The organism is Mesorhizobium sp. M0815 (assembly GCF_040319995.1).
GTDB lineage: Bacteria > Pseudomonadota > Alphaproteobacteria > Rhizobiales > Rhizobiaceae > Mesorhizobium.
In genome coordinates this window covers 46,375-65,934 of the sequence record NZ_JAMYOU010000018.1, presented here as the reverse complement: position 1 = coordinate 65,934, position 19,560 = coordinate 46,375, and the positions used below count along the sequence as shown (strand labels likewise).

Sequence of the window (19,560 nt, the reverse complement as noted above, 5' to 3'; positions counted from 1 at the left end):
GATCTTGAGCGGAACCATCGTCAAGAAAGCCGTCGGCGTCGAGACTATCGGCATGACCATGCGCTTCGGCGCCTTCACCGCGCTGGACGATGTCTCGATCAAGGTGCCAGCGGGATCATTCCATGCGCTGCTCGGCGAAAACGGTGCCGGCAAGTCGACGCTGGTCAAATGCATGATGGGTTTTTACCGCCCGACCGCCGGCGACATGCTGGTCGATGCCCGCGAGGTCGCGATAGCCAGCCCGAAGGATGCCTCGGCGCTCGGGCTAGGCATGGTCTATCAGCATTTTACCCTCGTCCCGTCGCTGACCGGTGCGGAAAACCTGGTCATTTCCCGCGAGAAAGTGCCGGGCGTCATCGACTGGCGCAAGGAGCGCGCCGCACTTGCGCAATTCATGCAGCGGATGCCGTTCAAGCTGCCGCTCGACGTCAAGGTGGCGGAACTTGCGGCCGGCGAGAAGCAGAAGCTCGAAATCGTCAAGCAGCTCTATCTCGGCCGCAGTTTCCTGGTGCTCGACGAGCCGACTTCGGTGCTCACCCCTGGCGAGGCACAGGAAGTGCTTGGCCTGGTGCGCGACATGACCAGGACAGGCGACCTCACCGTGCTGATGATCTCGCACAAATTCCACGAGGTGACGGCCTTTGCCGACGACATCACCGTGTTGCGCAAGGGCAGGCTGACCGGAACCGGAAAGGTCTCCGAACTTTCGCACAAGCAGATGGCGGCGATGATGATCGGCGACCAACCGATTGCAGCACTCGACAGTCGCGCTCCGGTGCCGGCCGGCGCCAGGCAGGTGCTGACGGTAAAGTCGCTGAAGGCGCCTGACCGCACCGGCTTGAAAAGCATCGACATCGGCGAGCTCGACGTGAAGTCCGGCGAGATCGTCGGCATCGCCGGCATCTCCGGCAACGGCCAGAAGGAGTTTCTCGAAGTCCTTGCCGGACAGCGGGCACGCAATGCGGGCGACGTTCTGGTGAAAGGCTCGCCCTATGGTGCCAGCCGCAGCGAGGCGCGCACGCTCAATGTCCGCTTCATTCCGGAGGAGCCATTGCGCAATGCCTGCGCACCGCGGATGACGGTGGCCGAAAACATGGCCTTCCGGACCTTCGACCTCAACGAGGCCGGCAAGCCGGTCAACTGGATCAGGATGAGCGCGATCAGGGACTACGCGGCCCGTCTTGTCGAACAGTTCAAGGTCAAGACGGCCTCGCTCGCTTCGCCGATTTCATCATTGTCGGGCGGCAATGTGCAGCGCGCGGTGCTGGCGCGGGAACTGACCGGCGAGGTCGATTTGCTCATCGTGTCGAACCCCTGCTTCGGCCTCGACTTCTCCGCCGTCGCCGAAATACGCGCCCGCATCATGAAGGCGCGCAATGCCGGTGCTGCAGTCCTTTTGATGTCGGAGGACCTCGACGAGCTGCTTGAGCTCTCGGACCGCATCTTCGTCATGTCGGATGGCGCGCTGGTCTACGAGACGCCGATCGCGCAGGCGAGCGTGCAGACGATCGGCGAGCACATGGCGGGACATCATTGATGGCGGAGATCGAGGCGCTGCCGTTCCCGTTTGCCTTCAAGCCTGAGGCGATGGCGCTGGTCGTCATCGACATGCAGCGCGATTTCGCCGAGCCCGGCGGCTTCGGCGCCAGCCTCGGCAACGACGTCAGCCGGATCACGGCGATCGTGCCCACGGTGAAAAGGCTGCTCGAAGGGTTTCGCGCCGCTGGCCTGCCGGTGATCCACACGATGGAGTGCCACAAGGCAGATTTTTCGGATCTGCCGCCGGCCAAGCGCAATCGCGGCAATCCGTCGATCCGCATCGGCGATATCGGTCCCATGGGTCGCGTGCTGATCGTCGGCGAACCGGGAACGGCGATCCTCGATGAACTTGCACCATTGCCTGGCGAGATCGTCATCGAAAAACCCGGCAAGGGCGCGTTCTATGCCACCAGCTTCGGCGATGACCTCAAGCGGCTCGGCGCACAGCAACTGGTCTTTGCCGGGGTGACGACGGAGGTCTGCGTGCAGACGACGATGCGCGAGGCCAACGACCGCGGCTATGAATGCCTGCTGGCGGAGGATGCGACGGAGAGCTATTTTCCGGAGTTCAAGACGGCAGCCCTTGCCATGATCAGGGCGCAGGGCGCGATCGTCGGCTGGACGGCGACAACGGACCAGGTGCTCGAGGGAATTTCCAATGCCTAACATTGCATACCAGGCCCTCATCCAAGGGGGCTGGCGTGATCTGCCATTCGAGCCTTTTCGCGAAGGCATCACGGTGCATTGGCTGCTCAAGGGGGGATCGACGGAACCGTCGGTCGCGATTCTCAACTACCGGGCGGGCGCCGGCGTGCCGCGTCACCGCCACGCCGGGCTGGAAACGATCATCGTGCTGGAAGGCTCGCAGAGCGACGAGAACGGCGACTATGCAGCGGGCAGTGTGATCCTGAACCCGGTTGGAACCGAGCATTCGGTGTGGACAAAAGACGGCTGCGTCGTACTCATCCAGTGGAACCTGCCGGTCGTCATTCAGGGCGAGGCCGAATGAGCGACATCCGCTTCGACATAGCGAGCCTGCACGCCGCCTATCAGGCCGGCCTCAGTATTGGCGATATGATCGATACGGTCCATGCGCGGCTCGCGGCGGCCGATGACCCGGGCATCTTCATCCATCTGGCGAGCAGGGCGGAGATGCTTGCCGAGGCGGAAAAGCTCGGCCCGTTCGATCCGTTGGCAAAGCCACTGTGGGGCGTTCCGTTCGCGGTCAAGGACAACATCGATGTTGCCGGCATGCCGACCACGGCGGCCTGCGCGGAATATGCCTACTTGCCGGCGAACGACGCCACCGTCGTCGCGCGGCTCAAGGCCGCCGGCGCGCTGGTCGTCGGCAAGACCAATCTCGACCAGTTCGCTACCGGCCTGGTCGGCGTGCGCACGCCCTATCCAATCCCGAGGAATGCGATCGACCCGACACTGGTGCCGGGCGGCTCCTCATGCGGCTCGGCCGTGGCGACGGCGCGTGGCATCGTCTCGTTCGCGCTCGGCACCGACACCGCCGGTTCGGGCCGCATACCCGCCGGCCTCAACAACATCGTCGGGCTGAAGCCGAGCGTCGGCGCGCTGTCGGCCGCCGGCGTCGTGCCGGCCTGCCGCACGCTCGACTGCGTCTCCGTCTTCGCACTCAACGTCGACGACGCCTACAGCGTGTTCGAGGTCGCGGCGGCGAAGGACGACGCCGATCCCTATTCACGTGACCTCGGCATCCAACCGCTTGCCGCGCGCCCACCGGTGCTGACGGTTGGCGTGCCGGCCAAGGCCGATCGGACGTTCTTCGGCGACCAGGCGATGCAGGCGGGCTTCGAGGCCGCTCTTGCCTCGCTGGAGACGCTGGGCTGCAGGCTGGTCGAAATCCCGTTCGGCGATTTCTACGCCACCGCCAATCTGCTTTACGAGGGCGCCTGGGTGGCCGAGCGTTACACCGCGATCAGGGACTTCATGGATGCCAACGAGGCGGCCATGCATCCGGTGACGCGGCAGATCATCGGCGGTGCGCGAAAACTTTCCGCAGCGGACGCCTTCAACGGGCTCTATGCCTTGCAGGCCTACAAGGCCAAGCTTGCGCCGGTTATCGCCTCGGTCGATCTTTTCTGTGTGCCGACCGCGCCGACGCATTACACAGTCGAAGCGGTGATGGCTGACCCTATCGTCACCAACAGCCGGCTCGGCACCTACACCAACTTCGTCAATCTGCTCGACATGTGCGGCATCGCCGTGCCGACCGGAACCCGCAGCGACGGTTTGCCGATGAGCGTCACCTTGCTTGCCGCGGCGGGCAAGGACCATCTGACGGCGTCGCTTGCGCGCGATGTCCATGCGGCAAGCGGCCTTGCGCTGGGCGCTACCGGCTGGCCGCTGCCGCCGCGTGGCGATATCCGCGTGGACGTGGATGAAGGCACGATCGAGCTGGCCGTGGTCGGCGCGCATCTATCGGGGATGGCGCTGAACGGCCAGTTGCAGCAGCTCGGCGCGATTTTCGCCCGGGCTGCGAGAACGGCGCCGCTCTACCGGCTTTACGCACTCGCCGGCCAGTCGGTGTCGAGACCGGGGCTCGAGCGCACCTGCAATGGCAAGGGCACAGCCATCGAGGTCGAAGTCTGGCGGCTGTCGCCGCAAGCCTTCGGTCGCTTCGTCGCGGCGATCCCGCCGCCGCTCGGCATCGGGACGCTTCTGCTCGACGACGGAACTTCGCCGAAAGGCTTCCTCGTTGAAAGTGCCGGCCTTACCGATGCAGAAGAGATTTCGCATTTCGGCGGCTGGCGCAATTTCATGGGGGATCAGCAGCTGCGGAGCTGACGCCATCACTCGACCTTTTGCCGGAACTTCGAGTGGCAGCTCGAGCAATCCTGCAAGATGAGATGCAGGAGGTGCTCCGCCGGCAATTTGGCGGGATCGGCTTCCGCCGTCCCCGGTCGCTTGCCAAGCAGGCTGCCACCGCCCATCGCCGGGCCGGAACCCATTCTCATGTCGTCGGTAATGCGCGGCGGCACCCGCTCGGCGTCGGAGGCCAGGGCGCTGGCCAGCGTCCCGATGTGGCGAGCCAGCCCTTCGAACTCCGCGCGGGCAGGGTCGATATCCAGCTTGGCGCCTGAAGGCGCACCCAATGTCGCGCTGGGGAATTCGGCAATGAGGGAAGGGCCGGTGCGGGCGCGGATGGCCTCGGCCGCCGCTTTGAAAGCCGCGGCGTCATACGCCCGCTTGCCGTCGAACATCCCGGCGATCGCCTTTGCCGCCGCAGCCATTTCCTTCATCGAGGCCTGGCGAGCCTCGATGACCGCATCACGGCTCGAATGGGCGGCAGCGAGCACGACAGAGACGCAGGCAAGCGACAGCACTGTTAGAGCGGCTGCGAGCCTCACTGGGCCACGCCTTGTCCCGCCAACTCGTCGATGATCGGGCACTCCGGCCGCTCGTCGCCGTGGCAGTGACTGACCAGATGGTGAAGCAAGCCACGCAATCCGACCAGTTCGGCGATCTTCCTGTCGATCTCCACCAACTTGGCTTTCGCGATCGCCTTCACGTCAGCGCTGTCACGTTCCCTGTCTTGGTACAGCGAGAGCAACTGGCGGCATTCGTCGACCGAAAACCCCAGGCTTCGCGAGCGCTGCAGGAAGCGCAGCCGGTGAATATCGGCCGTCGAGTAATCGCGATAGCCATTGTCTGTCCGGGCCGGGTGCAAGAGCCCGATGTCCTCGTAGTAGCGGATCGTCTTGGCCGGTAGGCCGGATTTTTCGGATGCGACGCCGATGTTCATATCGGAAATCTCCTTTATCGGAGGAAATAGACCTTCCAGTAGATGGAAGGTCAACATGATGTGGCGATTTTGGATGCCCGACGCAACCGCCCGCCGGCTCCAACCGTTTGCCTGCCAACAGCGCATACTGAACCTTCGGGAAGAAATCAGTTTTCGGAAACGTTTATCGAACAGCGCTCAAACTCGGCGCCCGGCACCAGGTACCGATCAGCAAGGACCCTCCGGCGGCACGTTACGCCGTGCAGACGCCGAGGAGATAGAACATGCCCGTCAAGGCCTATATCAACCGGATCGCGACAGCGGTGCCGGAGCACGAGGTTCATCAATTCTACCTGCGTTTCGCGGCCTCGATGCTCGCGGCCGATCGCCGGAGGATCTTCGAACGCATGGCCGATCTTGCCGGCATCGAGCACCGCTATTCCTGCTTTGCGCCGGCGTCCGATCCCGAAGGACCATCCGCCGACCTGGCCGGGACCTTCATTCGGGGCGCGTTTCCCGGAACGGCCATGAGAATGGCGATGTTCGACGATGCCGCACCTGTTCTGGCGCAAAAGGGCATCGACGGATTGCAACTTGGCGGCGACGCTTCCCGCATCACCCATCTTATCGTCACTACCTGCACCGGTTTTTCGGCGCCGGGCATCGATCTCGAGCTGGTTGCGCGTTGCGGGCTGCCGAACGGGGTCGAACGCACGATGATCGGTTTCATGGGTTGCTACGCGGCGATCAACGGCCTCAAGCTGGCGCGTCACATCGTCCGCTCCGACCCGCAGGCCAAGGTCCTGCTGGTCAATATCGAGCTCTGCACGATGCACCTGCGTCAAACCACCGAACTGGAAAAACTGCTGTCGTTCTGCCTCTGGGGAGACGGCTGTGCGGCTGCGCTCATCACTTCCGAGCCGCTCGGCATCGAGCTCGATAGCTTTCACTGTCTGGTGGCGAGGGAGCGGCGGGATCTGATGCGCTGGAATATTCGCGACCACGGATTCGAAATGGTTCTTTCCGGCCAAGTGCCGGCAGCGATTCATGAAGCGTTGCGGAGCAACCAGGCCGCCATCCTCGGTGGCCGGCCGACCGAGGCGATCGACCTTTGGGCCGTGCACCCGGGTGGGCGTTCGGTGCTCGATGCCGTCGAAAGGGCTCTGGAACTGGAGCCCACCGCGCTGGAACCATCGCGCGCGGTGTTGCGCCAATACGGGAACATGTCGTCGGCGACCGTCATGTTCGTGATGAAAGAGATGCTGAAGGCGCCTGCCGGCCTGCTCGGCTGCGGCATGTCGTTCGGACCCGGGCTGACGGCCGAAACCATGCTCTTTCGAACGGTGTCATGAGCGGCCTGGAGCATCGGCAGCTTGCGCCGGAAATCCTTGACGGCCTTGCGGCCGACGATCCGCGAGCGCTGACCGCGCGCCGCGACCTTCGGCGCATCAATATGCTGATGTTTCAGGTGCCGATCATGACGTCGTTGCTCAGGAGGTTTGTGCCAAAGCCGCCACGCCGCATTCTGGAGATCGGCGCCGGCGATGGCTCCTTCATGCTGGCGGTGGCGCGGCGCATGGCCAGGCATTGGCCTGGGGTCGAACTGATGATGCTCGACCGCGTCAGCCTCGTCACCGCGCAATTGCGCGGCGATTTTGACAGGCTGGGATGGAAGGCTGAAGGGATCACCGCCGATGTCTTCGACTGGGCAGGAAAGATCGAGGGCGCACGGTTCGACGCCGTCACGGTCAATCTGTTCCTGCATCATCTCGACGATGCGCAGCTCGTGCGTCTGTTTTCGCTGATCAGGCCGAAAGCCCCGTTGCTGCTGGCGACTGAGCCGTTGCGGGCGAAACTGGCGCTGGCCGCGACCCGTCTTCTCCCGGCAATCGGCGCCAATGACGTCACACGAAACGATGCGGCGCAAAGCGTGCGTGCCGGCTTTCGCGGCAGCGAGCTTTCCGGTCTCTGGCTTGCGGCCAACGGCAAACCGGTCGAGGAGCGGCGCGCCGGCCTCTTCTCCCACATCTTCGTCGGCGCCAGTGCCGGCAGCGACTCATGACGCGATTGTCGACTCATGACGCGATCGTCATCGGTGCCGGCCCGGCGGGGACGTCCGTCGCGCTCACGCTGGCCCGGCGCGGATGGGCCGTGGCAATTGTGGAAAAGACCGCATTTCCGCGCCGCAAGGTCTGCGGCGAATACATCTCGGCAAGCAATCTTGCGCTTCTCGACCAGCTGGAGATCGGCGATGCCTGGCGTACCGATGCCGGCCCCGAAATCCGCCGCGTCGGTTTGTTTTCCGGCGAAACCTGCGTCGAGGCGGCAATGCCACGTGCAGGAGCTGGGCCTCCTGCAAAAGACGGCTTCGGCCGGGCACTCGGCCGGGACATTCTCGACTCTCTGCTTTTGCAGACGGCGCGATCGGCGGGTGTCGAAATCTTCCAGCCCTGCCGCGCCGTCGCCATCGACCGGGACGGCGAGATGCAAAGGGTACGAATTCAAGCCGGGGACGAAACGGCGATGTTGCGCGCCCCGGTGATTGTCGCCGCACACGGCTCCTGGGAACCGGGGCCGCTGCCCAGCCAGCTCGCAAAGGCCAATCGCCCGTCGGACCTGCTCGGCTTCAAGGCGCATTTCACCGGGTCGTCGCTGGCGCCGGATTTGATGCCTCTGCTGGCCTTCCCCGGCGGCTATGGCGGCATGGTCTCGGCCGATCATGGCCGCTTGTCGATCTCGTGCTGCATTCGCCGCGATATGCTGGCGCGGTTGCGTAAACAACATGGCCCCAAACACCGGAGCCATGTGCCGGCCGCCGATGCGGTCTCCCGCCATCTCGTCGACTCATGCCGGGGCGTGCGGGACGCTCTGGAACCGGCGCTTCTCGACGGTCCGTGGCTTGCCGCAGGTCCGATCCGGCCGGGAATTCGCTCGTTCTACGAAGAGGACATCTTCCGCGTCGGCAACGCAGCCGGAGAGTCTCATCCTGTTATCGCCGAGGGTATCTCGATGGCGCTGCAGTCCGGCTGGCTGCTGGCTTGCGAACTCGCATGCGCGCCAGGTGGCCGAGCAGGGCGCGAGGCTGCCGCCAGGCGCTATGAGGCGGCCTGGAAAAGACTGTTTTCGACACGGGTCTACGCTGCCGCGGCCCTTGCCGGAATTGCCCTTCGCCCCGGCAGCGCCACCTTGATGGCGGCGATCGTCCGGAATTTCCCGCAGACACTGACACTGGGCGCGCAACTGAGCGGCAAGACCAAGCGGGTTCCCGGCTTTGCCTGACGAGTGACGCGGCGTCGTGCTGCCCTGGTCGCCTTACATGCCACCGCCACAGTTGGCAGCAGCTGGCTCCTTCTCCCCGGAATTTGTCATCGCATAGTCGTATACCTGACTGCGTCCGCGGCTTCAGGTTCGCAGGTATTTGACCAAGGCTGCAATCGCGAGCAAGAGGGCGACGAACACCAGGACCCAGACGAGTGCCATGCCGCCCATCATCCACGTATCCATTGGACCATTCATCATTGCAATCACCTTTACGGTCAGTGAAGGCCCGCCTTCGTCGGTAAGCATCGGCGACTGCGAAGGCAATTAGCTCGCCGGGGACTTCGGTCAAGACGACCAGGAAACCGATCGGCCGCCTGTCGCCTTGTCCCGCCAACCGGAAGTGTCCTGTCCTGTCCGTCTCACATACCTCCGCCGCAGCCGTCCGAGAGATCCCAGACGTCGACGACCTGCTTGCCGGTGAAACCTTGCTCGCGAATCAGGAACTTCGCCAATCCGCCATACACTTTCCAGCGCCAGCATTGGCAGCAGCAAGGGCCTTTCTCGTTGGAATTGGCCATCGCATAGTCATAGGCCTGCTGCTCGTCGCCGGAGAGTTTCACATCGTAGTAGGGCATCATCTTCTGTGCGATGCCGGCCGGAATATCGTACGGATCGTTCGGGATCATCGCGATCTCGCGGTACCTGGCCAAACCGTTCACCTGCTCGGCATAGCGCTTTGTCTCCATTGGGCTGCAGCACGAGCCCGTGATCCGCGACATCGCCGGCATAGTCGCAATCGACTCCGTGAACTTGGCCGAACACGTGCTGTTGCCGTTCTGGCTGAGATATTTGAAGCGGCGCACCAGATCGGAATCCTCCGCGGCGATCGTCAAATCCGGCCCCTTGAGCAAGCCGACGACCGCAGCGACGCCAAAGGCGCTGCCCAGAACAACCGTCCGTCGGGTTGGATGGCATATCCGGCTCATTTGCTGTTCCTCGCTTGCTCGATCAGTTTCTTCATCGTTGCGAGGTCGGTCGCGCCGGGGAAAATCTGCTCGCCAACGACGAAGCTTGGCGTTCCACTGATCTTCAGCGCCTGTGCCAGTTGCGTATTCCGGTCGATCGACGCCTGGATATCGGGCCGCTGCATGTCGGTCTTCAGCTTAGCCACATCGAGACCGACGTCGGCAGCAACCTTCAGCACGACCGCTTCGGTCACCCGCGTCTTCACCGCATACAAGGCCTTGTGGAATGCCATGTACTTGCCCTGGCGCATTGCGGCGAGAGCCGCCTTGGAAGCAAATACGGAATCCGTGCTGAGGATCGGGAATTCCTTGTAGACGATTTTGAGCTGCGGATCGTCGGCCACGGCTTGCGCCAGGATCGGCGCAACCTGGCGGCAATAGGGGCAGTTGTAGTCAAAGAACTCGACCATGATGACGTCGCCTTCGGCGTTGCCGCCGACCGGGCTCGCCGGGTCCCGGAAGATATCGTCGGCCTTGGCCGCCAGGGCAGCCTTCGCCTCTTTTGCCGCGGCCTCGCGCTGGCGGGCATCGAGGCTCTGCAGCGCCTCCATGACGACCTCGGGATGCGCGAGGATATAATCGTGGATGCGCTGGTCGAACTGGTCCTGGGACATCTCGCCCGCGGCGATCGTCTGACCGTGGAGACCGAGCGCGAGCCAGGCCGTCGCACCGGCCAGGACGAAGGCACGGGCCATTTTGCCGATGGCTCCGCGCCATGAATTGGATTTGTGGATCACAGGGTTCTCCTTCCCTCTGTTTCGCCGGACCGCCGGCATGTGAATGGTGCCTCAGAACATGCCCTTGATCGTCGCCCACCATCCCGTTTCCGGCTCATGGTGCGGGCGCTCGACATTGTTGGTGAGCGCATTGACGAAGGTGACGAGATTGACCGCAGCGAAATTCAGGCCATGGAAATTCGCCCGCCAGCGGCCCTCCTTGTCGATCACATGGGTGACGGTGCCGTGCATCTGATAACCATCGTCCGTCAGTGTGAACTTGTGGCCGAAGGCCTCCGCCAGTCTGCGGGTCGCATCCTCCGGCTGATCCGCCGTCGTGGTCAGGAACAGCCAATTGACGGGATCGAGCCCGTGCGTCTGCCCGTAGCTGCGCAGCACGTCCGGCGTGTCCCTGGCGGGGTCGGTGGTGATGGTCACAAAGCTGACCTGGCCTCTCATCGGCGTGCCGTTCACCATTTTCTGGACCTCGGCGATCTTCTCGGCATGCAGGGGGCATACATCCGGGCACGATGTGTAGATGAAGTGGAGGACGACCACCTTGCCGCGCAGATCTGCCGTTCGCACGACACGCCCATCGGCGGTGCGCAGCGTGAATTCAGGCGCCGGCTTGTCGATCGTTTGGAAATATTTCTCGTCGCCCTCAAGCATGGTGTCGATTTCGTCGAGCGAGTGGGCTTGCGCCCGATACGAAAACCCCACGGTCAGCGCCGCAATGGCAATGGCGCCCAGCAGCAAACATCTCCACTCGTTCAAAGCCGATGCAAGGCAGTGAGCCTTCAACCCGGACATATCTGTTCCTTTCTCACTCGGCAGCGATGCGGCTGCCGATGAAGTCGACCATGTCGGGCGCGTCCCATTCGGCCGGCCCAATCAGCCGGCCGATCTCCTTGCCGTCGCGATTGATCAGCAGGGTTGCCGGAAGGCCGACGGAGCCGATGGCGAACATGGCCTTGCCCGAGGCATCGATGTTGAGGGCGAGGTGCTTGATGCCGATCTCGGCAAAGAACTTCTTCACAACCTCCGGACCGGCACGGTCCATGGACAGCGCGACGACCTCGAAATCCGGACCGCCCAGTTTGGCCTGCAGACGATCGAGCGTCGGCATCTCCTTGCGGCAAGGCGCGCACCATGTCGCCCAGAGATTGAGCAGCACGACCTTGCCGCGGAAATCCGCAAGCGTTTTCGGCTTGCCATTGCCATCCTCGAAGCTGATTTCCGGTACGGGGACGGGCGCCTCGTGAACGACAAAGTTCTGCGGCGGCTCGGCGGCTGATACCGGCAGCGAAAATGCCAGCAGCATGCCAATCAGGACCATGGCCAGTTTGCTCACAATAGCCTCACTCGGTCGCGTAGACGGTGGGCGCCTTGCCGTCCTTGGTGAAGGCGTAGACGACGAAGGGGCCTTGCTTCTCACCACCCATGCCTGGAGCGCCCGTCGGCATGCCGGCCAGCGTTATGCCGGTGATGGCAGGGCGTTCGGTCAAAAGCTTCTTGACGATTTCGACCGGCACCAGGCCATCGACGACATAGCCGTCGACCATCAGCGTGTGGCAGCCTTCGAGGTCGGCCGGCACGCCGGCATCGCTGCTGATCTGAGAGAGATTGTTGACCGGCTTGATGTCGACCTTGAAGCCGTTGTGCTCGAGATAGTTGGCGTAGGATTCGCAGCAGCTGCATTGCGGGTTCTTGTACATGACGGCGTTGATCGTGGCGGCAAAGGCAGGCAGCGGCGTTGCGATCAGCAGGGACAGTGCGGCTAGGCGGTAGGTCAGTTTCATTGCAGTTCTCCTTGGTTGGACAAAACTTTCAGGTCACGCGGAACACTGTCATCAGGCCGGCCATCTGGTGATCGGCGACATGGCAGTGCAGCATCCAGTCACCGGGATTGTCGGCAACGAAGGCGCATTCGATCGTGTCTTTGGGGGCGAGCAGCACCGTGTCCTGCCATTGCCGGTGCGGTACTGGCGAGCCGTTGCGCGAAAGCACCGACAGGCTGAAGCCGTGGACGTGCATGGGATGCCACCACGCGGTTTCGTTGCGCATGGTGAGACGGCAGCTGGCGCCGCGTTCCAGCGTGAACTGTGGCGCCATGCCCGCGTGGCCGTCGCCGGTCATCGACATGCCGTTGATTGCCCAGGCGGCGGCGCCGCTCATGCCGGGCATCGCCATGCCCATCATGCCGCCGACGCCGGCCAGCTTGCCGCCGCCCATCATGCCGCCCTGCAGGACGATTTCATGCCGTTCGGCCTTGGCCAGGTCGGGGGCCGGCAGCGGATTGGCCGGCAGACGAAGCGGCGCATCGAGAGGATGGTCGCGCAGCGGCGCGCCGGCGTCGTAGGCGAGCGTGGTCAGGGAGTAGGCAAGGCCGTCGTAGAACTCATCGATCACCGCGTAGCGCTTGCCCGGGTCGCCCTGCATGTCGAGCACGACATCGATGCGCATGGCAGGCGCCAGCACCAGGCGTCCGCCCTCCGGCTCATGCGGGTCGCAGGGCTGGCCGTCGATGGCGACGATGACCGGACGGTGGACTTCGAAACGCAAAGCCATGATGCGAGCGAGTGACGCATTGGCCAGCCGCAACCTGACGCGCTCGCCGGCCTTCACGGTCAGGTCGGCCGGCGGTGCACCGTTGACGGTGACGACATTGCCGACGCGGCCCGACATCGCTGCATCCATCATGTTGCCGAAGCCGGCAGCGATTTGCCCATCCTTGGTGAGCCGCCAGTCCTGCAGCAGCCATAGAAGCTCGCGGTCGACCGCGACCGGTTCGGCTTCCTCGACGATCAGTGCGCCTGCAAGGCCACGGCCAAGCTGAACCAGGCTGTCGGCATGCGGATGGTACCAGAAGGTGCCGGCATCGGGCGGGGTGAACTCGTACACGAAATTTTCGCCCGGCCTGATCGGCGGTTGGGTCAATCCCGGCACGCCGTCCATCGCGTTCGGCAGCCGGATGCCGTGCCAGTGAACCGTGGTGTCCTCGCCCAGTCCGTTCTCAACGATGATGCGAGCGGGCCGCCCCTGGCGTAAGCGCAGTGTCGGGCCGGGGACCGTGCCATCATAGGCCCATACCGGAGTGCGCGGACCATCGGGGCCGGTGAGCCGTGCCTGGCCTGGCGCCACCCTGATCCGGTGTTCGCCGGTAGCCAGCGCCAGTGCAGGGCGGATCGGCACGGAGGCGGCAATGCTCGCTGCCGCAAACAGGAATTTGCGGCGCGTTATGAACGGACTTGAAACGGAATTCACCCTTGTGACCCCTGCGGTAACCGACGGCGAACGTCGCGACGTCGATTGGATTGCTGCCGCGCCCGCTGCGCATTGTGCGCAGCCGGACGATCAAACGCCGCCAATCAGCCGCGGAAACGGCAGAAACGGCGTCAGACGAGAGCGCTGGGTCTTGGAGGGAATGGCTCGGGCAACAGACTTCGCCCGTGCAGGAACGCGGCGGGAAGCGCCGGCGGCAGCTCTGCCCGCAGCAGTCCCGTCACGGGGAGAGCTTCCGGCAGCACCGCCAGAACCGGTGCGACGCAGGTCGGCGCACATTGCATCGGTTTGTCGTTGTCGGCCGAGCTCTTGAGGCAAGCGCTGCAGTCGCCGCCCTTGGCATCGGCCATCTTGGCCATGTCGGCGTCGGTGGTGCCGGCATCTGCGGCCATGGTCATGCGGCTGTCGATCGCCATCCTGGCCGACATGACGGCAGCCTGAGCGGCGGACAGGCTGAACCCGGCGATCACGAGGACCGCGAGCAGCATAGTCAGGAGGTGTTTTGGTGACAGACGTGCCATGTTCGGCCTAGGCTGGCCTCAAATAGCGGTTTTTGCAAGCCCCTGCGAGATCGAGACCATCGAGAGCCGGGGCGGCCAGCAATAACATCAACACCATCACATCGGGACAGACCATGCAGCAAGCCATTACGTCGGACGGCCTTCGCCGGGTGGTGCTTGTCGTCGCGCTGCTGAACCTCGGTTATTTCGGCATTGAATTCGCCGTGGCGCTGGCGATCGGCTCGGTGTCGCTGTTCGCCGACAGCGTCGATTTCCTGGAAGATGCCTCGGTCAACCTCCTGATACTGCTCGCCATGGGATGGTCGCTGCGTGCCCGCTCGCGGGTCGGCATGGCGCTGGCACTTATCCTTTTGGTGCCGGGCCTGGCGACGCTGTGGACCGCGTGGGAAAAGTTCAACATGCCGGTGCCGCCGCAGCCAACGGCCCTGACGCTGGCGGGGTTGGGCGCCTTGGCGGTCAACCTGTCATGCGCCTACATGCTGGCGCGCTACCGCCACCACAGCGGCAGTCTTACCAGGGCGGCATTCCTCTCGGCCCGCAACGACGCCGTCGCCAACATCGCGATCATACTGGCCGGACTGGTGACCGCCTTCCTATGGCGCTCGGCATGGCCGGATCTGATCGTCGGGCTGGGAATTGCGGCACTGAATGCAGACGCGGCGCGCGAGGTCTGGGAGGCTGCCCGGGAAGAGCACCGAGCCGTTTCGTGAAGCCAAACGCTCAGCGCGCTGCCGGATTGCTAATCCGCCAATGCAGGGCGCATACCGGCCGGCAGTGATCCAGAAACTTGCGTGATCTCTAATATAAACGCACACTTGCAAAGCGGACCGAGAGAGAAACCGCCACGAACATCATCAAAAAGGCCCGCGTCCCGGACGAGGACGCGGGCCGGTTTTCGTTGGCATGCGCTAGGCAGGTATCAAGACGGCGATGCGGTGGATGCCGACCACCTTGCTGGTGTTGGCTGCCGCCTCGGTCTTGCCCTTGGAGCAGGTATACATGTCACCTTCCTTGAGCTTGAATTGCTTGTCGGCTTTCTTGATCGTGAATTCACCGGCGGCAATGGTACATACCATGTCGTTGTCCATTACCATTGCGGGAGCGGCTGCTCCCGGCTGAAAGACCACATCGACAATTGAGATGCTCTTGTAGGCGGGGATATCGGAATTGCCGGTGCCGACCTCAACTACCCTGACGCCGGGGGCTATTTCCCTGCCTTCCTTCGGGCCGTATTTCTTGGCCTTTGCAGCTGCCGCCAGCGTGAACAAAGGCGTTACCGCGGCCGCCGTCACGCCGAGCGCAATTGCAGACCTGCGATTTATGGTTTTCATCGCGTCCTCCCATTATGTTGGCCGCGCACCAATGTGCATGGCCACTCTATGTTAGCACATTTGCAGATAACTGCAGAACGCCGTTTCGGAGGGTCCATGAGCGAACCGCCGCTCGGTCGAATGCGACCGAAAAACAGACAATTCCATGCTATGCTGACGAGCCATAAAACGGACGGCGGGGGATAGCAATGTTGGAAACGGACAAGGTGTTCGCTGGCTCGATTCCGGAAAACTACGACCGCTATATGGTGCCGTTGATTTTCGAGCCGTTCGCCGCAGATCTTGCACGACGGGCCGCGTCCTTGTCGCCCAGGGCCGTTCTGGAAACCGCCGCGGGCACCGGTGTTGTGACCCGCGCATTGGCGCCAAAACTGTCCTCCGGTGCAAGCTATGTCGTAACCGACCTCAACCAGCCGATGCTCGACTACGCCGCTTCGCGGCAAGCTCCCGACGATCGCATCGAATGGCGCCAGGCCGATGCTCTGGCGCTGCCGTTTGAAAATGCGGCCTTCGATCTCGTTTGTTGTCAGTTCGGTGCGATGTTCTTTCCCAACCGCTCATCTGCCTACCGCGAAGCCCGGCGAGTTCTGAAGCCTGGCGGACATTTCCTATTCAGCGTATGGGATCGCATCGAGGAGAATGTATTTGCCGACGATGTGACGAATGCTCTGGCGCGGATTTTTCCGAACGATCCGCCGCGCTTTCTGGCCCGCACGCCGCATGGCTACCACGATACGGCACTGATCCGCCGCGAACTGGAGGACGCAGGTTTTTCCGGTGTGGTGATCGAGACGAGGGCCGAACAAAGCCGTGCCTCCTCGCCGCGCCTTCCGGCCGTTGCTTATTGCCAGGGCACTCTCCTTCGCAACGAAATCGAGGCCAGGGAGGCGGGAAAACTGGATGCTGCAACCGACTACGCCGCAGCCGCGATTGCAGACAGGCATGGCAGCGGCGGGGTTGCTGCCAAAATCCAGGCTCACATAATCATGGCTGTGGTCTGAACGGTTCATCGTTTTCCGGGCGGAAAACCGTTTCACACTTTTCCTGGAATTTGCTTGAGGTGCTGGATATTCCGTTCCAGCGCTGAGCAGCAAACGTCTTGCCGCTATCCTGAATTCCCGGACGTTAATCGTTCATTCGCCCGAGTGGCAGGTCGACAAGTGGCAGGTCGATAATCGCCAGTTCGACCGATCGCCGGGGCTTGATGGCGGCGGCTGCCGGCGGCGCGATTCTGGTCGGCCTGGCTTCACTTTGGCAGCCGTCGCCGACTCCGCCCAGCAAGGTCTAGTCATTTCGCTTTCTTGACTCGGCCGACAAAAACGGGCAGCAAAGTCATCATTGGAGGGCAGTTTTGCCAACTATGCAGGTTTTGGAGGGCGTTTTTCGGTTTGACCGTCGCCCAATCGGCGGTCGGTAGAGGGATTGGTTAACCAACTTTGTCCATCTTTTGAATCAATCGGCAACAGACGCGAAGTGTGCTGGGGGCACCAGGCGAACTGTGAATGTCACGGCTGCGAAATCCGCTAGCCGGCAACGGCCGATTGAGAGTGGTTGAATGGCGTTTGTAAGTGCGAAAACCCGGGGTGACAGTCCTGCAACTGGATTGACTTCGATGAGGCCCGGCCTGCGCTGGGTCGCGGTTCCGGCCGTCGGCGCAGCCATTGCTTTATGGTCGGTGGCGACCTTGGCCGGCCTTTATTCGATGGGAACCTCGCTCACCGCCGCTTCCAACGGTCTCCCGCAAAGCCTGCTCGCGCCGCGCACCATCGCGCTCGCCGATCCTCGCCGCAGCCTTGCAAAGGCGCAGGCCCCGACATGGGCCGCGGCAAACGCAGCGCTGTCGGCCCAGTTGCTGCAGCACGGATGCGATGCCAACTGCCTGCGGTCGGCGTCGAACTTCGTTCACCAGGGAAAATCGGCGCGTCTCAAGCGCAATACCGTGCCGCTTGTCGCCGATGCATCGCGGCAATCCAGCTTCGACGACGTGGTGGCCAAAGCCGCGCTGTCGCCGCAAAAGCTTGCCGCTGCCTTTGCCCGTGCCTCCTCCGGCTCACCCGTCATGCTCGCCAGCCTGCCGGCCGATGCCCGGTTCGCCGAGCCGGTACGCATACCCGACCCGAACGGCCCGCCATCGGTGCGCTTCGGGCCGGCGGTGGCGGAGATCGAACGCTCGTCGCGCCTGGCGCTGGCGCTGGCGAATACGTTGCCGGAGCAGATGATCGACGTGCTCCCGGCAGCCGTCATGGCAAGCGAGCCCGCGGCTTCACAAGAGCCGCAAGAACCTGAGGTCCAGTTGGCCTCGCTGCCGCCGCAGGACGACATGCCCGACAGCATTCCGCTGCCGACGCTGCGTCCGCGGGCGGTCATCGATCAGCCGGCGCCCCAGACTCAAGCCTCGAAAGACCGGGCGCCGAAAGACCGGACGCCAAAGGATCAGGCAGCAAAAACGGAGCCGCCCCAGGCATCCAAGGCCCAGGCATCGAAGACCCAGGCATCCAGGGCGAGCAAGGTCCAGACGGCCGATGCTCCGCCGGTCGAGACGCAACCCGGCAGCCTGTCGCCTCGCAATTCGTCACAAGCGGCAGTGCCGGCCGTGTCGGGCAAGCCGGGCAAACGGTCGAAGACGCAGGGCGGCGACATGCTGGCCTATGCCAAGCCCGACATGCCTTCCGGCGGACTCGGCGGGGCCTTCAGGAACCTGTTCACCACGCCTGGCATGGGCAGCGGCGTGGCCGTCTACGACATCTCGGCCAAGACCGTCTATATGCCCGACGGCTCGCGGCTGGAGGCACATTCGGGATACGGTTCGATGGTCGACCAGCCGCGCTACGTTCACAAGAAGAATGTCGGTCCGACGCCGCCCGACACCTACAATCTGACGCTGCGGGAATCGCGCTTCCACGGCGTCGAGGCACTGCGTCTCACCCCTGCCAGCGGCAGCAACAAATATGGCCGCGACGGCCTGCTCGCCCACACCTACATGCTGCGCGGCGGCCGCGCCGAATCCAATGGCTGCGTCGTCTTCAAGGACTATGCCCGCTTCCTCGCCGCCTACAAGAAAGGCAAGATCAAGCGCCTTGTCGTGGTGCCGCGGCTGTCGAAGCCGCTGACACGCGTCGCCCAAGAGGGCCGCGGCGCTTAGGTTATTCGCAGGCAGCGCAAACATGTGAGATGTCGGCGGGAACAGCGCCGGCATCGCTGGTTTTGCCGCGTGGACTTTCCCGCCCGATTTCCAACAGATTGTCAGCAGCCGGCCGCGAAACGGTTTTCATTCCCGGCCGGGGATATTATGACTGACCGGTCGGGCGGCTCCAGCTTCAAACAATCAAGAGGACATCATGACAATACGCGCTGTCGTTTGGGGCGAGAATATCCATGAGCGAACCAATGAGGTGGTCGCCGGCATCTATCCCGAGGGCATGCACGCGACGATTGCCAATGCGCTGAAGCTCGACCCCGAGATTTCGGTGTCGTGGGCAACCCTGGAGCAGCCGGAGCATGGGCTGCCGGCCGACCGTCTGGCCGAGACCGATGTCTTGCTGTGGTGGGGGCACAAGGACCATGGCGCCGTCGCCGACGAAGTGGTCGAGCGCGTGGCGCGCCGTGTCTGGGAGGGCATGGGGCTGATCGTTCTCCATTCCGGCCATTTCTCGAAGATTTTCAAGAAGCTGATGGGCACGCCCTGTACGCTGAAATGGCGCGAGGCGGGCGAGCGCGAGCGGCTTTGGGTGACCAGCCCCAACCACCCGATCGCAGCCGGGATCGGCGAGTATTTCGAGCTCGAGAACGAGGAGATGTATGGCGAGCAGTTCGCCGTGCCGGAGCCGCTCGAGACCGTGTTCATCTCGTGGTTCCAGGGCGGCGAAGTGTTCCGGTCGGGGCTGACCTATCGCCGCGGCGCCGGCAACATCTTCTATTTCAGGCCCGGCCACGAGACCTATCCGACCTATCACGATGCCAACGTCCACAAGGTGCTGCGCAATGCGGTGAAATGGGCGCACAACCCGCTCGGCTCCAATCCGGCCATCCTCGATGCGCCGAACGTGCCGGCGGAAAAAGCGCTCGAGCCGATCGTCGAGCGCGGCGGAAAACTTCATTCCGCCGGCGAAGCCGGCTTTCGCTAGACCACAAATC

General features: G+C 63.4%; 22 protein-coding genes. 11 read left to right on the top strand and 11 right to left on the bottom strand.

Annotated elements, in window-relative coordinates; all coding sequences use genetic code 11:
• The first annotated feature begins 4 nt into the window (after window positions 1-4).
• From NKI01_RS20160 to atzF, 4 genes are read left to right on the top strand one after another with little or no spacing between them, the layout of a single operon-like run.
• Window positions 5-1,537 (top strand): ABC transporter ATP-binding protein, encoded by a 1,533-nt coding sequence (locus tag NKI01_RS20160; protein ID WP_023720642.1) that lies wholly within the window; start codon window positions 5-7, stop codon window positions 1,535-1,537.
• On the top strand, window positions 1,537-2,205 hold the full coding sequence (locus NKI01_RS20155; RefSeq protein WP_023720641.1) for a cysteine hydrolase family protein: 669 nt from the start codon (window positions 1,537-1,539) through the stop codon (window positions 2,203-2,205). The genes NKI01_RS20160 and NKI01_RS20155 overlap by 1 nt, the downstream gene beginning before the upstream one ends.
• Window positions 2,198-2,548, top strand: a complete 351-nt coding sequence (locus tag NKI01_RS20150; RefSeq protein WP_023720640.1) for a cupin domain-containing protein — start codon at window positions 2,198-2,200, stop codon at window positions 2,546-2,548. Before NKI01_RS20155 ends, NKI01_RS20150 begins: the two co-directional genes overlap by 8 nt.
• The gene (gene atzF / locus NKI01_RS20145; protein WP_352964365.1) at window positions 2,545-4,353 is read left to right on the top strand and encodes an allophanate hydrolase; all 1,809 of its coding nucleotides are present in this window, start codon (window positions 2,545-2,547) and stop codon (window positions 4,351-4,353) included. The genes NKI01_RS20150 and atzF overlap by 4 nt, the downstream gene beginning before the upstream one ends.
• Before the next feature lie 5 nt (window positions 4,354-4,358).
• Here the strand turns inward: atzF and NKI01_RS20140 are convergent, their stop codons facing one another.
• A complete protein-coding gene (locus tag NKI01_RS20140; protein WP_352855734.1) occupies window positions 4,359-4,916 on the bottom strand; it encodes a cytochrome c in 558 nt (185 codons plus the stop codon).
• On the bottom strand, window positions 4,913-5,311 hold the full coding sequence (gene cueR / locus NKI01_RS20135) for a Cu(I)-responsive transcriptional regulator (RefSeq protein WP_031194477.1): 399 nt from the start codon (window positions 5,309-5,311) through the stop codon (window positions 4,913-4,915). The genes NKI01_RS20140 and cueR overlap by 4 nt, the downstream gene beginning before the upstream one ends.
• Before the next feature lie 263 nt (window positions 5,312-5,574).
• Between cueR and NKI01_RS20130 the strand changes: the two genes are divergently transcribed.
• The 3 genes from NKI01_RS20130 to NKI01_RS20120 are packed head-to-tail and all read left to right on the top strand — an operon-like array spanning window position 5,575 to window position 8,569.
• The gene (locus tag NKI01_RS20130) at window positions 5,575-6,642 is read left to right on the top strand and encodes a type III polyketide synthase (protein ID WP_023720636.1); all 1,068 of its coding nucleotides are present in this window, start codon (window positions 5,575-5,577) and stop codon (window positions 6,640-6,642) included.
• Complete coding sequence (locus NKI01_RS20125; RefSeq protein WP_023720635.1) at window positions 6,639-7,352, top strand: methyltransferase domain-containing protein; 714 nt, start codon at window positions 6,639-6,641, stop codon at window positions 7,350-7,352. Before NKI01_RS20130 ends, NKI01_RS20125 begins: the two co-directional genes overlap by 4 nt.
• Window positions 7,349-8,569: an NAD(P)/FAD-dependent oxidoreductase gene (locus tag NKI01_RS20120; protein ID WP_352484016.1), complete on the top strand. Its 1,221-nt coding sequence runs from the start codon at window positions 7,349-7,351 to the stop codon at window positions 8,567-8,569. The genes NKI01_RS20125 and NKI01_RS20120 overlap by 4 nt, the downstream gene beginning before the upstream one ends.
• A 123-nt stretch (window positions 8,570-8,692) precedes the next feature.
• Here NKI01_RS20120 and NKI01_RS20115 read toward each other — a convergent pair whose 3' ends face one another.
• The 8 genes from NKI01_RS20115 to NKI01_RS20080 all read right to left on the bottom strand — a co-directional run bounded on the left by NKI01_RS20115 (window position 8,693) and on the right by NKI01_RS20080 (window position 14,095).
• Complete coding sequence (locus tag NKI01_RS20115; protein WP_352589569.1) at window positions 8,693-8,857, bottom strand: hypothetical protein; 165 nt, start codon at window positions 8,855-8,857, stop codon at window positions 8,693-8,695.
• Between the two features lie 113 nt (window positions 8,858-8,970).
• Window positions 8,971-9,537 carry a hypothetical protein gene (locus tag NKI01_RS20110; protein ID WP_023720632.1) on the bottom strand — a complete coding sequence of 189 codons (567 nt, stop codon included), beginning with the start codon at window positions 9,535-9,537 and terminating at the stop codon, window positions 8,971-8,973.
• Window positions 9,534-10,313 (bottom strand): DsbA family protein, encoded by a 780-nt coding sequence (locus tag NKI01_RS20105; RefSeq protein ID WP_352964363.1) that lies wholly within the window; start codon window positions 10,311-10,313, stop codon window positions 9,534-9,536. The genes NKI01_RS20110 and NKI01_RS20105 overlap by 4 nt, the downstream gene beginning before the upstream one ends.
• Window positions 10,314-10,364: 51 nt before the next feature.
• Window positions 10,365-11,102, bottom strand: a complete 738-nt coding sequence (locus NKI01_RS20100; protein ID WP_031194475.1) for an SCO family protein — start codon at window positions 11,100-11,102, stop codon at window positions 10,365-10,367.
• Window positions 11,103-11,115: 13 nt separating this feature from the next.
• Entirely contained in the window at window positions 11,116-11,643 is a 528-nt protein-coding gene (locus NKI01_RS20095) for a TlpA disulfide reductase family protein (protein WP_352494452.1), read from the bottom strand.
• 7 nt (window positions 11,644-11,650) lie between these two features.
• Window positions 11,651-12,091 carry a DUF411 domain-containing protein gene (locus tag NKI01_RS20090; RefSeq protein ID WP_023720628.1) on the bottom strand — a complete coding sequence of 147 codons (441 nt, stop codon included), beginning with the start codon at window positions 12,089-12,091 and terminating at the stop codon, window positions 11,651-11,653.
• 28 nt (window positions 12,092-12,119) lie between these two features.
• Window positions 12,120-13,556, bottom strand: coding sequence for a multicopper oxidase family protein (locus NKI01_RS20085; RefSeq protein ID WP_352964361.1), 1,437 nt, complete (start codon window positions 13,554-13,556; stop codon window positions 12,120-12,122).
• 131 nt (window positions 13,557-13,687) lie between these two features.
• Entirely contained in the window at window positions 13,688-14,095 is a 408-nt protein-coding gene (locus NKI01_RS20080; RefSeq protein WP_031194474.1) for a hypothetical protein, read from the bottom strand.
• Window positions 14,096-14,208: 113 nt separating this feature from the next.
• Here NKI01_RS20080 and NKI01_RS20075 point away from each other — a divergent pair, with 113 nt between their 5' ends.
• Window positions 14,209-14,805 (top strand): cation efflux transmembrane domain-containing protein, encoded by a 597-nt coding sequence (locus NKI01_RS20075; protein ID WP_023720625.1) that lies wholly within the window; start codon window positions 14,209-14,211, stop codon window positions 14,803-14,805.
• 198 nt (window positions 14,806-15,003) lie between these two features.
• On the opposite strand, the gene NKI01_RS20070 is transcribed toward NKI01_RS20075, so the two are convergent.
• Window positions 15,004-15,426: a hypothetical protein gene (locus tag NKI01_RS20070; protein ID WP_023720624.1), complete on the bottom strand. Its 423-nt coding sequence runs from the start codon at window positions 15,424-15,426 to the stop codon at window positions 15,004-15,006.
• Window positions 15,427-15,614: 188 nt separating this feature from the next.
• On the opposite strand from NKI01_RS20070, the gene NKI01_RS20065 reads away from it, so the two are divergent.
• The 3 genes from NKI01_RS20065 to NKI01_RS20055 all read left to right on the top strand — a co-directional run bounded on the left by NKI01_RS20065 (window position 15,615) and on the right by NKI01_RS20055 (window position 19,550).
• Window positions 15,615-16,427, top strand: a complete 813-nt coding sequence (locus NKI01_RS20065) for a class I SAM-dependent methyltransferase (protein ID WP_031194473.1) — start codon at window positions 15,615-15,617, stop codon at window positions 16,425-16,427.
• Window positions 16,428-17,038: 611 nt separating this feature from the next.
• The gene (locus NKI01_RS20060) at window positions 17,039-18,568 is read left to right on the top strand and encodes a DUF2778 domain-containing protein (RefSeq protein ID WP_023720621.1); all 1,530 of its coding nucleotides are present in this window, start codon (window positions 17,039-17,041) and stop codon (window positions 18,566-18,568) included.
• Between the two features lie 196 nt (window positions 18,569-18,764).
• Window positions 18,765-19,550 (top strand): ThuA domain-containing protein, encoded by a 786-nt coding sequence (locus tag NKI01_RS20055; RefSeq protein WP_023720619.1) that lies wholly within the window; start codon window positions 18,765-18,767, stop codon window positions 19,548-19,550.
• The last annotated feature ends 10 nt before the right edge of the window (window positions 19,551-19,560 follow it).

Coding starts and splice junctions, on each gene's coding strand:
- NKI01_RS20155 (WP_023720641.1), top strand. CDS start 1,537: ATGGCGGAGATCGAGGCGCTGCCGTTCCCGTTTGCCTTCAAGCCTGAG.
- NKI01_RS20150 (WP_023720640.1), top strand. CDS start 2,198: ATGCCTAACATTGCATACCAGGCCCTCATCCAAGGGGGCTGGCGTGAT.
- atzF (WP_352964365.1), top strand. CDS start 2,545: ATGAGCGACATCCGCTTCGACATAGCGAGCCTGCACGCCGCCTATCAG.
- cueR (WP_031194477.1), bottom strand. CDS start 5,311: ATGAACATCGGCGTCGCATCCGAAAAATCCGGCCTACCGGCCAAGACG.
- NKI01_RS20130 (WP_023720636.1), top strand. CDS start 5,575: ATGCCCGTCAAGGCCTATATCAACCGGATCGCGACAGCGGTGCCGGAG.
- NKI01_RS20125 (WP_023720635.1), top strand. CDS start 6,639: ATGAGCGGCCTGGAGCATCGGCAGCTTGCGCCGGAAATCCTTGACGGC.
- NKI01_RS20120 (WP_352484016.1), top strand. CDS start 7,349: ATGACGCGATTGTCGACTCATGACGCGATCGTCATCGGTGCCGGCCCG.
- NKI01_RS20115 (WP_352589569.1), bottom strand. CDS start 8,857: ATGCTTACCGACGAAGGCGGGCCTTCACTGACCGTAAAGGTGATTGCA.
- NKI01_RS20110 (WP_023720632.1), bottom strand. CDS start 9,537: ATGAGCCGGATATGCCATCCAACCCGACGGACGGTTGTTCTGGGCAGC.
- NKI01_RS20100 (WP_031194475.1), bottom strand. CDS start 11,102: ATGTCCGGGTTGAAGGCTCACTGCCTTGCATCGGCTTTGAACGAGTGG.
- NKI01_RS20090 (WP_023720628.1), bottom strand. CDS start 12,091: ATGAAACTGACCTACCGCCTAGCCGCACTGTCCCTGCTGATCGCAACG.
- NKI01_RS20080 (WP_031194474.1), bottom strand. CDS start 14,095: ATGGCACGTCTGTCACCAAAACACCTCCTGACTATGCTGCTCGCGGTC.
- NKI01_RS20075 (WP_023720625.1), top strand. CDS start 14,209: ATGCAGCAAGCCATTACGTCGGACGGCCTTCGCCGGGTGGTGCTTGTC.
- NKI01_RS20070 (WP_023720624.1), bottom strand. CDS start 15,426: ATGAAAACCATAAATCGCAGGTCTGCAATTGCGCTCGGCGTGACGGCG.
- NKI01_RS20065 (WP_031194473.1), top strand. CDS start 15,615: ATGTTGGAAACGGACAAGGTGTTCGCTGGCTCGATTCCGGAAAACTAC.
- NKI01_RS20060 (WP_023720621.1), top strand. CDS start 17,039: ATGAGGCCCGGCCTGCGCTGGGTCGCGGTTCCGGCCGTCGGCGCAGCC.
- NKI01_RS20055 (WP_023720619.1), top strand. CDS start 18,765: ATGACAATACGCGCTGTCGTTTGGGGCGAGAATATCCATGAGCGAACC.